Annotated in this window: 9 protein-coding genes; 6 read left to right on the top strand and 3 right to left on the bottom strand. The window is 74.1% G+C overall.

Annotated features, from left to right (window positions below; translation table 11 throughout):
- Positions 1–147: 147 nt before the first annotated feature.
- From ACFRCG_RS18905 to ACFRCG_RS18885, 5 genes are all read left to right on the top strand, one after another.
- The gene (locus tag ACFRCG_RS18905; RefSeq protein ID WP_078977441.1) at positions 148–441 is read left to right on the top strand and encodes a DUF503 domain-containing protein; all 294 of its coding nucleotides are present in this window, start codon (positions 148–150) and stop codon (positions 439–441) included.
- A 161-nt stretch (positions 442–602) separates the two neighbouring features.
- A complete protein-coding gene (gene rbfA / locus ACFRCG_RS18900; RefSeq protein WP_380032852.1) occupies positions 603–1,094 on the top strand; it encodes a 30S ribosome-binding factor RbfA in 492 nt (163 codons plus the stop codon).
- Positions 1,091–2,221 carry a bifunctional oligoribonuclease/PAP phosphatase NrnA gene (locus ACFRCG_RS18895; protein ID WP_380032851.1) on the top strand — a complete coding sequence of 377 codons (1,131 nt, stop codon included), beginning with the start codon at positions 1,091–1,093 and terminating at the stop codon, positions 2,219–2,221. The genes rbfA and ACFRCG_RS18895 overlap by 4 nt, the downstream gene beginning before the upstream one ends.
- Entirely contained in the window at positions 2,218–3,111 is an 894-nt protein-coding gene (gene truB / locus ACFRCG_RS18890; protein ID WP_078977444.1) for a tRNA pseudouridine(55) synthase TruB, read from the top strand. Before ACFRCG_RS18895 ends, truB begins: the two co-directional genes overlap by 4 nt.
- Positions 3,112–3,321: 210 nt before the next feature.
- A complete protein-coding gene (locus ACFRCG_RS18885) occupies positions 3,322–4,272 on the top strand; it encodes a bifunctional riboflavin kinase/FAD synthetase (protein ID WP_380032849.1) in 951 nt (316 codons plus the stop codon).
- A 53-nt stretch (positions 4,273–4,325) separates the two neighbouring features.
- Here the strand turns inward: ACFRCG_RS18885 and ACFRCG_RS18880 are convergent, their stop codons facing one another.
- The 3 genes from ACFRCG_RS18880 to eccE form a co-directional block, all read right to left on the bottom strand.
- On the bottom strand, positions 4,326–8,270 hold the full coding sequence (locus ACFRCG_RS18880; protein WP_380032847.1) for an AAA family ATPase: 3,945 nt from the start codon (positions 8,268–8,270) through the stop codon (positions 4,326–4,328).
- A gap of 204 nt (positions 8,271–8,474) precedes the next feature.
- Complete coding sequence (locus ACFRCG_RS18875; protein ID WP_380032845.1) at positions 8,475–9,299, bottom strand: hypothetical protein; 825 nt, start codon at positions 9,297–9,299, stop codon at positions 8,475–8,477.
- Between the two features lie 40 nt (positions 9,300–9,339).
- Positions 9,340–10,626: a type VII secretion protein EccE gene (gene eccE / locus ACFRCG_RS18870; RefSeq protein ID WP_380032843.1), complete on the bottom strand. Its 1,287-nt coding sequence runs from the start codon at positions 10,624–10,626 to the stop codon at positions 9,340–9,342.
- Between the two features lie 167 nt (positions 10,627–10,793).
- On the opposite strand from eccE, the gene eccB reads away from it, so the two are divergent.
- On the top strand, positions 10,794–12,269 hold the full coding sequence (eccB, locus tag ACFRCG_RS18865) for a type VII secretion protein EccB (protein WP_380032841.1): 1,476 nt from the start codon (positions 10,794–10,796) through the stop codon (positions 12,267–12,269).
- The last annotated feature ends 99 nt before the right edge of the window (positions 12,270–12,368 follow it).

Raw genomic sequence — 12,368 nt, 5'->3', positions numbered from 1 at the left:
GATCCGCCCGGTGTGCACCGGGCGGATCCGCCGTGTCGCGAAGCAGTGTGGTGGTATCCGGGCCGCGACGTGCGTGCCCGGTTCTTTTCGTCGGCGGCCCCGGTGGCCCCGACCCGAGGCCTCCCGGGCCGGCCAGGCCCGTCGCCTATGTTTGTGGGAACGATCAGCCTCGATGTGTTGTTCGGCGATGTGCACTCGTTGAAGGAAAAACGATCTTTGATCCGCCCGATCCTGGCGGACCTTCAGCGCAAGAATGCCGTTGCCGCCGCCGAGGTGGAGCATCAGGATTTGCATCGGCGCAGCGTGATCGGGGTCGCGGTGGTCTCCGCGACCGTCGAGCGGTGCGCCGAGGTGTTGGACAGCTGCGAGCGGCTCGTCGCGGGCCGGCCCGAGTTGGATCTGCTCTCCGCACGCCGCAGGGTGTACGGGGACGACGACTGACGGACCGGCGGCGACGGCGGTCGCCGCCGCCGCGGCCCCCCGGTCGCGGCCCGGTCGTGGTCGTCGCAGTCGCAGGGAAGAAGAACGAGAGCGGCTCCCGCGCCCGGTGACCCCGGGCGCGGGGGACCCCGCCGAAATGCCGAGCAATCGCAGGAGGATCAGTGGCCGACACCGCGCGGGCGCGCAAACTCGCGGACCGCATCCAGGTCGTGGTCGCCGAGACCTTGGAGCGCCGGATCAAGGACCCCCGTCTGGGGTTCGTGACGATCACCGCCGCACGAGTGACGGGTGACCTCCGTGAGGCGACCGTGTTCTACACGGTCTACGGCGACGAGACCGAGCGCGCGGCGACCGCCGCCGCGCTGGAGAGCGCCAAGGGCGTGCTCCGCAGCGAGGTGGGCCGGCAGACCGGCGTGCGCCACACCCCGTCGCTGACGTTCGTCGCCGACGCCCTTCCGGACAGCGCCAAACTCATCGACGATCTCCTCGCCCGGGCACAGCAGGCCGATGCGGCGGTACGCTCAACCGCCGCGGGCGCCGGCTACGCCGGTGACGCGGACCCCTATCGGACCCCGGCCGCGGGCGACGACGACTCCGACGACGAGTCGACGGCGCAGACCAAGGCGGACACACAGGAGGGCGACCGACCTTGACACCAGGCGTGGCGGCGGACCGGGACTCCGGTCCGGCCGCGGGAGCGAAGCCGCGGACCGGCGGTGGTTCCGACGCGGAGACGAGGCCGCCGACCGCGCCGGGTGCGGCCGACTGGGACGAGGCGGTACGCCTGCTCCTGACGGCCGAGGACATCACCCTGCTGGCACACGTCAACCCCGACGGCGACGCGCTGGGTTCGGCGCTCGCCGTCGGGCTCGCGCTGCGCGAGCTGGGGCGGAACGTGCGGGTCTCCTACGGCGACGATCCCCTCGTGGTGCCGTCCTCGTTGGAGTTCCTGCCCGGTCAGGACCTGCTGGTGCCGCACACCGAGGTCCCCGAGGAGCCGGAGCTGGTCGCGGTCTTCGACGCGGCCGGTTCGGCCCGGCTGGGCCTGCTGGAAGGCAAGGCCAAGGCGGCCGGGGCGCTCCTTGTGGTCGACCACCACGCCTCCAACACCCGGTTCGGCACCCACCACCTGATCGACATCGACGCGCCCGCCACCGCGGTGCTCGCCGACGAGCTGATCACCCGGCTCGGCGCCACGCTGACCGCCGACATCGCCACCGCGCTGTACACCGGTCTGGTCACCGACACGGGCTCGTTCAAGTACGTGGGGACCACGCCGGAGACGCACACCTTTGCGGCCCGGCTGATGGCCACGGGGATACGGCACGACCTGATCCAGCGGGCGATCTGGGACACCTGCCGGTTCGGCTACCTCAAGGTGCTCGCCGCCGCCCTCGCCGGGGCCCGGCTCGACACCGGCGCGGCCGGCGGTCTGGGCCTGGTGTCCACGGTGATCACCCGCGCGGAGCGGGCCGCGCACGGGATCCGCCTGGACGAGATCGAGGGCGTGATCGACGTGGTCCGCAAGAGCGGCGAGGCCGAGGTCGCGCTGGTGCTCAAGGAGGACGACGACGGCGCGCTGCGCGCCTCCGCGCGGTCCAAGGGCGCGGTGGACCTGGGACGGGTCTGCGGGGCCTTCGGCGGCGGCGGACACGCGTTCGCGGCGGGTTTCACCGCATACGATCCACCGGCCGAGGTGGTGGCCCGATTCCGGGACCTCCTCGCCGACGCACTACTGCCGGTCGCCCCGGCACAGGCAACCCCGGGAGACGACGCGTGAAGCGCCGCAACGCAGGACCCCCGCCGCCCGACGGTCTGGTGATCGTGGACAAGCCGGCCGGACTGACCTCGCACGACGTGGTGGGCCGGCTGCGCCGGATCGCCGGCACCCGTCGGGTGGGCCACGCCGGGACGTTGGACCCGATGGCCACCGGCGTCCTGGTGATCGGTGTCGAGAAGGCCACCCGCCTGCTCGGCCACCTCGCGCTCACCGAGAAGGGCTACGACGGCACGATCCGGCTCGGGCAGAACACGGTCACCGACGATGCCGAGGGCGAGGTCACCGACTCGACCCCGGCCGGGCATGTGGGCGACGCCGCGATCGCGGCGGGAGTGGCCGCGCTGACCGGGCCGATCATGCAGGTGCCCTCGAAGGTGTCGGCGATCAAGATCGACGGCAAGCGCTCCTACTCGCGGGTGCGGGCCGGCGAGGAGTTCGAGCTGGCCGCCCGCCCGGTCACCGTGTCCGCGTTCGAGGTGCTGGCCACCCGGCGCGAGGGCGAGACGATCGACCTGGACGTGCGGGTGACCTGCTCGTCCGGCACCTACATCCGGGCGCTGGCCCGGGACCTGGGCGCCGGGCTCGGCGTGGGCGGCCACCTGACGGCGCTGCGGCGCACCAGGGTCGGTCCGTACGGCCTGGACCGGGCTCGCACGTTGGAGGAGCTGGAGGAGTCCTTCGGCGTGTTGCCGATCGCCGACGCGGCGGCGGCGGCCTTCCCGCGCCGCGAGGTGAGCGAGGACGAGGCGCGGGCGGTCTCGCACGGTGGGCGGCTGCCGGCGGACGAGGCGTCGGGGCCGGTGGGCGTGTTCGGGCCGGACGGGACCTTCCTGGCGTTGGTGGAGAACAGCGGGGGCGTGGCCCGGCCGCTTGCGGTGTTCGTGGGCTGAGGTTGTGGGCTCGGCTCGTGGCGGGGCGGGGTTCGTGAGCCGAGGGTGTGGGCCGGGCTCGTGGGCTCGGTTCGTGGGTGGACGCGGGGCTCGCCCGGTGTGGGTTCGGGCCCGGGGTGATCGTCGCCACGGCGGGGTCGGGGCCGGGTGGGGGCCGGTACGTGGGAGGCTGGACCCGCGACACACCACGGAGAACGAGGAGCGGTTACGGTGCAGCGTTGGCGGGGCTTGGAGGACGTCCCCAGCGATTGGGGACGCTCCGTCGTCACGATCGGGTCCTATGACGGTGTGCATCGCGGACACCGGCGGACGATCGGCCGAGCGGTCGAGATCGGTCGCGAGCGCGGTCTGCCCGTGGTCGTGGTCACGTTCGACCCGCACCCCAGCGAGGTGGTCCGCCCGGGCAGCCATCCGCCGCTGCTGACGCCGCACTACCGGCGCGCGCAGTTGATGGCGGACCTCGGGGTGGCGGCGGTCCTGGTTCTCCCGTTCACCCTCGAATTCTCCCGGCAGAGCGCGGTCGACTTCGTCCGCCAGGTGCTGGTGGACACGCTGCACGCGGCCGTGGTGGTCGAGGGACGCAACTTCCGTTTCGGCCACAAGGCGACGGGCAACGTCGCCCTCTTGGAGGAGTTGGGCGTGGCGAACGACTTCACCGTCGTCGAGCCGGAGCTGTTCGTCTCCGGCGAGGTGACCTTCTCGTCCACCGTGGTCCGGGCCCGGGTCGCCGAGGGCGACGTGGCGGGCGCGGCCGAACTGCTCGGCCGGCCACACCGGGTCGAGGGCGTGGTGGTGCGCGGGGACCAGCGCGGGCGCGAACTGGGCTATCCGACGGCCAACCTCGAGGTGCTTCCGTATACGGCGATTCCGGCCGACGGGGTGTACGCGGGATGGCTGGTGATCGACGGCGAGCGGTTGCCGGCGGCGATCTCGATCGGGACGAACCCGACCTTCGACGGTACGGAGCGCCGGGTCGAGGCGTACGCGCTGGACCGGACCGACCTGGACCTGTACGGCGTGCACGTCGCCGTGGACTTCCTCGAATATCTGCGCGGGACGGTGCGGTTCGAGTCGGTCGACGATCTGCTCGACCAGATGGCGCGGGACGTGAAGCGGGCGCGCGAATTGATCGACGCGACGGATCTCGACGCCGCGGGCTGAGTGAACCGACGAGGGCCGCCCCGGAGATGTTCTCCGGGGCGGCCCTCGTGCGTTCAGCCCTGTCGCGGTGGTTGCCAGTCGCCGGGCGGGGGCTGCTGGTAGTACGGCTGTTGGGGCTGTGGTTGTTGCGGGTGCTGTGGCTGTTGTGGCTGTTGCGGTTGGTGTTGTGGGTGCTGTTGTTGCTGTTGGTATGGCTGCTGTTGCGGTTGGCCGTAGTAGGGCTGCTGCGGCGGTTGTTGCCCGTACTGCGGTTGCCACTGCTGCTGTTGTTCGCCGGGCTGGGTGCGGTGGAAGTCCTCGGCGACCAGCGCGGCGAGTTCGAAGTACGCCTCGCGGGTCTTGGGGCGCATCATGTCGAGGTCCAACTCGGCACCCGCGGAAAGGTGTTCGTCGAAGGGCACGACCACGACCGCGCGGCAGCGGGTCTCGAAGTGGGCGACGATGTCCTCGGTCTTGACCATCTTGCCGGTCTCGCGGACCCCGGAGATCACCGTGATGCTGTTGGCCACGAGGTCGGCGTAGCCGTGTGCGACCAGCCAGTCGAGCGTGGTGCTGGCGCTGGTCGCGCCGTCCACGCTGGGCGTGCTGATCACGATCAACTGGTGGGCCAGGTCGAGGACTCCGCGCATCGCGCTGTAGAGCAGGCCGGTGCCGGAGTCGGTCAGGATGATCGGGTACTGCTTGCCGAGCAGGTCGATCACCGAGCGGTAGTCGTCGTCGTTGAACGTGGTCGACACCGCCGGGTCCACGTCGTTGGCCAGGATCTCCAGGCCGCTGGACGACTGTGAGGTGAACCGCCGGATGTCCATGTAACTGTGCACGTGCGCCATCGAGTTGACCAGGTCGCGAATGGTCGCGCCGGTCTCCCGGCGGACCCGGCGGCCGAGGGTGCCGGCGTCCGGGTTGGCGTCGATCGCGATCACCCGGTCCTGGCGCTCGGTGGCCAGGGTCGAGCCGAGGGCGGTGGTGGTCGTGGTCTTGCCGACGCCGCCCTTGAGGCTGATCACCGCGATGCGGTAGCAGCCCAGGACGGGTGTGCGGATGCGTTCGAGGCGTTCGGCGCGGCGGGCGTCGGCGGACTTGCCGCCGAGCCGGAAGCGCGGGGTCTGCCGGCGGGGTTGCGGTTGTTTGCGCAGCAGGCGGTCGCTGGTCAGTTCGACGGCCGCGGTGTAGCCGAGGGGGGCGCCGCCGACGGTGCGGGCCGGGGCGCCGCCGCCGTCGGGGGACCAGGGCTGCTGCTGGGGTTGCGGGTTGCCCTGGGGCGGGGTGCCCGGGTGGTAGGGCTGGGGCGCCTCGGGGGGTTGGGCGGCGTATGGGTCGGCCGGGTTGGGGTGTTGGGGCGTGGGGTGGTTGGGGTGCCCTGGTTGTCCCGGCTGTCCCTGTGCTCCCGGTGCCGCCTGGGGGCCGGGGGCGCCGTGTGGGGGCGTGCCCTGGTGGGGCGGTTGGGCCTCCACGGGTTGGGCGGCGGCAGGGGGTTGGCCGTACGGGGGCTGCTGCGGGGCCGGGGCGCCCTGGGGCGGGATGCCCTGGGCGTAGGGCGGTTGCGGGTGGCCGGGGTTCGGCTGTCCGTAGGGCGCGCCCTGGGCGTAGTCCGGTCCCTGGGGGCCGGGGGGTGTGTGGCCGTAGGGCGGCTGACCCGGCTGTGCCTGGGCGTACGGGTTGGGTCCGCCCTGCTGCGGATCGGGCTGCGGGTACGGGGCGTGGGCCTGCGGGCCGGGGGCGCCGTGCGGCGGGGTGCCCTGGACGTACGGGCCGGGGGCCTGGGCGTACGGGGCGGGGGCCTGCTGGTACGGGCCGGGGGCCTGGGCGTACGGCGGTTGGCCGCCGTGCTGCTGTTGCTCCGGCGCGGCGGCCTGGTCGTTGCCGCCGCCGAAGGCACGACGCATCCACGAACGTTCGTCGCGCTGCTGCTGCGGGGGCGCGATCGGCGCACCGCTCGGCGGCGGCAGCGGTTGTCCGGTCGGCGGCGGTGCCGAGCCGCCCCACGCCTCGCTGTGGCCGGGGGCGGAGCCGGTCCAGGCCGGCGGCGGCAGCGGCGAACCCTGCGGGGGCGTCATCGGGCGCGGCGGGGCATCGGTCGGCGGGCCCTGCTGCGGGACGCCGGGCGGTGCGGCCATGTCGTCGGTGACGGGCGGGATCAGCCGGGTCGCCTGATCGGGGGTCGGGGCGTCCTGCCGGCCCGGATAGGGCTGCTGCGGGGCGCCCGGGTGCGCTGGGCCCTGGTACTGCGGGTAGGGCAGCGGCCCGCCCTGGGGCGGGGGCGGCTGCTGGGGCTGTCCGTAGGGCGGGTACGCGCCGGCGGGCGGCTGTTGCGCGGGGGCGGCCGGCGGGGCGGGGGGCTGGGGCTGCTGCGGATGGTCGGCGGCCGGTGCTTGCGGTGTCTCCGGCGCCTCGGGGGCCCGGGGCGGGCCGGGCGGCTGTGCTTCGGCGGCGTGGGGGGTGTACGGCTGCGCCTGGGGGTGCTGGTCGTAGCCCTGCGGCGGCTGCGGTGGCGGCGCGGGTGCGTCGGCCGGCTTGGTCGGGGGGGCTTCCGGGGTCGTCGGGGCCGGTCCGTCGGCGGGGAGGCCGGGGATCGGCGTGCCGCCGGCGGGGGTGGTGGGCACGTCGAGCGGGTCGAACGGCGCGGGTGTGTCCGGGCGGGCTTCCGCCGCCGGGGGCGCGTCGTCGGCGCGGTCGGGTGCGGAGTCGGGCCGCGGGGCGGCTTCGCCGGGCGGACCGGCGGGCGACTGCTCGGAGGGCGTGGTTTCGGTCGGGCGCGCGTCGCCGGCCTCGACGTCGGGGCGGGGCGGCTCGATCGGCTCCGGGTGCTCCGGGCTGTCCGGGGCCGCGTCGTCCGGAGCGCCGGCGGGCGGGTCGGCGGGGCCGGGCTCGGCCGGCTCCGCGGTCGGACGGCTCGGGTCGTAGGAGGGCGGTACGACCATGGCCGGGTCGCCGGGGGTGTGGGCCGGGCCGGGGTGGTTCGGGTCGCCGGACGGCGGGACGACGGTGGTGCGGTCGTCGGCCGGGGGAGTGGGCTCGGTCCGGTTTCCGTCGAACGACGGCGGGACGACCATCGTCGGGTCGCCCGGGGTGAAGGCCTGGGCCGGGCGGTTTTGGTCGTGGGAGGGCGGCACGACCGTCGTCCGGTCGTCCGTCGGTACGGGCGCGCCCGGGTGGTCCCCGTCGAGGGACGGGGGCACGACCATCGTCGGGTCGCCGGGGGTGTACGGCTGATCCGGTCGGTTGTCCCGGGCGGACGGCGGGGTGGCCGGGCCCGGGCGGTCCTGATCGGTCACCGGCGGCATGACCATGGTCTGGTCGCCGGGGGTGAAGGTCGGGCCGGGGCGGTCCTGCGCGGCGGGTGGTCGGCCGCCGTACGGCAGGGGGGCCGCGGGCTCGTGTGGGGTGTACTGCGGCGGGACGACGGTGGTCGGCTCGCCCGAGCCCGAGCCCGCACCGAACGCCGGCGGAGCCTGGGGCGCGGGCGTGTCCGTGTCGACGCGGTACGGCGCCGGCGGCGCGGTGTTCGGGTGCGCCTCGCCGGGCCCGGCCGGGCGGTGCGCGCCGTGGTCGACGGCGGCCGGGGGTGCCGGCTCGTGCGTGCGGGCCTCGTGCGCGCGGGGGTCGCCGGCCGGCGGTCGGTGGGTGGGCTCGTGCGGCGGGGCGCCCGTTCCGGGCGGGCCGGCGGGCGGCGGTACCGGTGCGCCGGAGCCGTACGGGCCCGGTGCGCCGGCGGTCGGTCCGGCCGGGTGCGCGGCGCCGTGGTCCGCCCCGTACGGCAGCGGCGCGGGCGCGTCCGGCGTGCGTGCCGGCGGCACGAGCGTGGGGTCCTCGCTGCCGTAGCGGGGCGCCTGGCTCGGCCCCGGTGGTGCGGGCGCACGGACCCCGGACGGGGGTGGCGCGGGCGCGCCGCCATCCTGGTGGGTGTACCACGAGGGCATGGTGAAGTCGGGTCCCGACCACTCCTCTTCCTCGTCCGCCCCCGCCTCGATGTGTGCGCCGTCCTGCTCGCTGCTCACGGTGTGGTCCTTCCGATCGTCCGGAGGCGGCTCGGCATCAGAGCACACGGCGCCGCCGTCGGCCGTACCCCGACCAGGGTCGAGGTTGCCCCCTACACGAGCCTCACAGCGTAGTCAGCGGCGTCGGCGGTCGTCGCCGGTCCGTCCCCTGTTCGCGTCGAGGCGGTGCGCGAAATCGCGCGGTCGGTGTGCCCGGACACCGGGTCAGTCCATCCGGCGCGGCGGTCCGAGCAGGTCGAGTTCGGCCCGAGTGGGCGTCGACATCACGTACTTGCGCGATTTCCTGGTGCTCCACAGGGTCAACTCGTCGGCGAGCGTGGGCAACGCGGCCTCGTCCTCGCCGGGCAGGCTCAGCACGGTCGCGGCCGCCTGCGCCTCCATCGGCGAGACCCGCTGGATGCCGATCAGCCCGATGCCCGCGCCGATTCGCTGCCGGGCCTGCGCCGGGTCGAGGAAGGGCAGCAGGGTCAGCGTGGTCTGCCAGGCGGCCGGCGCGAGCCGGTTGCGCGGCGGCCGGGCGCCGCAGTCGCGGACGACCAGGACCGGGCTGCCGGGGGTGGGGCCCTGCGGGCCGAGCCGACCCACCTGATGCACCGTCACGCACGGCTGCGCGCCGCCCGCGGCCTGGGCCATCGCGGACCACAGCTGCGGACGGCCGGACTCGATCGCCACGCGGGCGCCGATCGCCGCCGCCCGCAACGCGATGATCTGCACCACGTACGCGCCGCCGACGAAGGCCACCTCCAGCGGCTCGGGCCGGAACAGGCCCAGGACCGCCGGATCACGATCCGCGTCGACCCCGATCACCACGCCGTCGTCGCCCACCGGCAGGCCGAGCGCGGGCAACTGGGCGGCGGTCAGCAGGTGCCGCTCGTGGCGCGGGCCGATCAACCGGGCCAGGCCCCCGCGCCGCGCCGGCCGCGGTGCGGGGGTGCCGGACCCCGGGGTCGGATTCGGTGTCGGCGCGGGGGCCGGATCGCGCCCGTTCGGCGCCCGACGTCGGCCGCGGCCGGTGTTGGTCGTGCTCACAGCTGGATCCTCCCCGTACGCATGCACATGTGACGCTTCGTCACGACAGGCCGCCGAGCGGCAGCGTGGCCAGCAGGGCCGGCTGCTGCTCCCAGTCGAGCCGGGTCAGCCCGATCCGCTCGGTGCGCGCCCGGCGCTCCAGTTGCCGGGTCACGTCCGCCAGTTCGCTGCCGGAGCGGGCGGCGATGCGTACGTGCGTGGTGAGAGCGGTGGTCCCGCCCACGCCGTGGGTGGCGGTCAGCGCGAAGGTGGTGGCGATCGCCGGGGTCGCGGTCAGCGCGCCCACCAGGTCGGAGGTACGCCCCTGGGTCAACTGCGGCCAGCGGTTCGCCCAATAGGTGGTGTGCCATCGGTCGTCGCAGCGCCACGCGCGCTTGGACTCGGTGGTCCGCCGCCCGCCGCGCCCGTACTGGCGCGTGGTGCGGTTGACGCTGCACGAGGTGGCGAGCGCCTGGACCAACTCGGCCTCGTCCAGGGCCCGGGCCTCGAAACCGGCGCCGGTCAGGTTGCCGGCGAGCTGGTTGACCGCGCGCAACAGCGCCCGCTGGGCGCCCTCCTCGCCGCCGCCGCGCGCGGCCACCGCGCCCGCGCACAGCTCGGGTTCGAAGCGCAGCGCGATCCAGGTCAGCCGCAGCGCGGGCACGTCGTGCAGGCCCCGCTCGACGAGTTGCCGGTAGGAGCGGGTGGCCAGCGCCTCCTCGGGCAGGTGGGTGGCCGGCGCCGGCTGGGTGTGCTGGACCACCTGGACCGAGGCCAGCGTCACGTCGTCCACGTCGAGCGTGCTCACGATCGCGGGCAGCGGCAGCGGGCGTTGGGCCCGCGGGGGCCGCAGCGGTTCGTCGCGCGAGGTGACCAGCAGTACGGCGGTGAGGAAGGTGCCGTCGCCGATCAGGCCGATCGAGCGGCGGTCGCGGTCGGTGACCGAGGTGGTGGCCAACCGCGGCGCGCACTCCAATACCGGGACCAGGACCGGATCCGCGTCGTCCGGCACGGCCGGCATCCGACGCCTGCGGCGGAAGTCGTACACGATCGGCAACCACTGCGCGAGCCACCGGCCGCGCAGCCGCACGAGCGCGGGCACCACCAGCAGGATCGCCACCGCGCCCAGACCGATCAGCACCGCGGGGTTGGTGGCCAGACCGATCGCGACCAGCAGCATGGCGAGTTGGATCAGTACGATCTGCTGGACCAGCACGCCGCCGATCCGGCCCGCGCGCGGATGTACCCGCAGCGAGGCGCGTTGGGGCGGTGTCGGTGGTGACGTCCCGTCGGGTGGTGTGGGCGGGCGGGTCTGCCGATGCGTCCCTACCGGCGCGGGTGCGGCCACGTTTGTAGATCCCCCATGTCACGACTTGTCCCCGTATGCCGTCGCCCGAGTGTCACAACGGGTGCGGCACACCGTACGGTACGGGGCCGGGGGTCTGGCCGCGACCCTGCGACCGCGGCGGTGGTAGAACCGTCAGCCGGAGCGTTCGGTCGATCACGGGGAGAACGATGGCATCGCGCCGCGAGCAACTTGAGGCGTACATCTTCGCGCGCCGCCGCATGGTGGCGGCCTTCCTGCAACCCGCGCCCGGCGGGGGCACCGAGGAGAACGCCCCCAAGCCGATGCGGATGGTCACGCCCAGCATCGTGGTCGCGATGCTGGTGCTGGCCGGGTTCGGGGTCGTCGGTCTGATCAAGCCCGGGACGCCACCCGGTTGGAAGGACAAGAGCAGTCTGATCGTGGGCCGCGACTCGGCCAGCCGATACGTCTTCCTCGACGGCAAGCTGCACCCCGTGCTCAACATCGCTTCGGGCCGACTGCTCCTGGACCCGGGCAACTTCAAGGTCAACATGGTGCCGGAGAAGCAGCTCAACAGCGTGAGTCACGGCGCGCCGCTGGGTATTCCGAACGCGCCGGACCGGCTGCCCACGGCCAAGGAGGTCCGGGGGCGCAAGTCCTGGACCGTGTGCGAGCGTCCGGCGATCGGCAAGGACGGCAGGCCCGACCCGGCCGGCGAGCCGCAGCGCAGCGTGTTCATCGGCGCGGCTCCGGCGGACGGGCCGCTCGCCCCCGGGCAGGGGCTGTTCGTTCAGGACCGCAACCAGCGCAAGTACCTCGTCTACCAGGGCAAGCGCTACGCGGTGGAGGCGCCGACCGTGATCGGCGCGCTCAACCTGGTCGGCATACCGGCGCAGCCGATGAGCGACTCGTGGCTGGCCACGCTGATCGACGGCGGGGTGATCGACCACCCGCTGCCGGCCGACTACGGCAAGCCCACCTCGCTGCCGCTGGCTCGGGAGTACAACAGGATCGGCATCGTGTTGCGGGCCGAGGGCGGTGCCCAGCGGCAGAACTACGTGGTCACCGGGGAGGGTGTGATGCCGATCAGCGAGCTGACCGCCGTCCTGCTCACCACGAACCCGAGGGTCAAGGAGGCGTACGGCAACACGCCGCCGAACGCGTTCCCGGTGAACATCGGCACGCTCGGTACCGCCGTGGTGCAGGACCGCACCTACGCCGCGGACAAGGGGTGGCCGGAGATCCCGCCGACCCCGATGAACCGGATGACTCGCAACGACCTGGAGCTGCCGCGCAACGTGGTGTGCAACACCTTCGCCGACGACTGGCGCGGCACCCAGCCGGTGACCACGCAGTCCGCGGGGACCCGGCCGCCGGAGCAACTGGTCGACGGCATGGGCGGGGTGTGGGTCAAGCCCGGCGCGGGGGCGCTGTACCGCGAGGTCACCGGTACGCCCGAGGGCGGTCCGATGTATCTGGTCGCCGACTCGGGACTGCGCTACAGCGTGCCGGAGGAGGCGCAGGCCGGCGGTGCGCAGGCGCAGTCCGGGCAGGAGAGCGAGGCGAAGCAGCGTCTGGGGTACAAGGGTGTGGAGGCCAAGCCGTTGCCCCGGGCGTGGTCGGAACTGGTGTCGCGGGGACCGCAGTTGAGTACGGCCGATGCCAAGAAGCCACAGGGATCCTGAGCCTGGGGGCCGGAGTTGAGGTAGCGTCGTGGGGGTCGTGAGTGGCGACGAACCGACCCGAAAGCACCACTGAAGACCCGCGCATTGCACTGAACCCGC

Source organism: Embleya sp. NPDC056575 (assembly GCF_042793325.1).
GTDB lineage: Bacteria > Actinomycetota > Actinomycetes > Streptomycetales > Streptomycetaceae > Embleya.
Note: the sequence above shows the minus strand (reverse complement) of the source record. Positions and strands in the feature narration are given on the sequence as shown.

Coding starts and splice junctions, on each gene's coding strand:
- ACFRCG_RS18905 (WP_078977441.1), top strand. CDS start 148: ATGTTTGTGGGAACGATCAGCCTCGATGTGTTGTTCGGCGATGTGCAC.
- eccB (WP_380032841.1), top strand. CDS start 10,794: ATGGCATCGCGCCGCGAGCAACTTGAGGCGTACATCTTCGCGCGCCGC.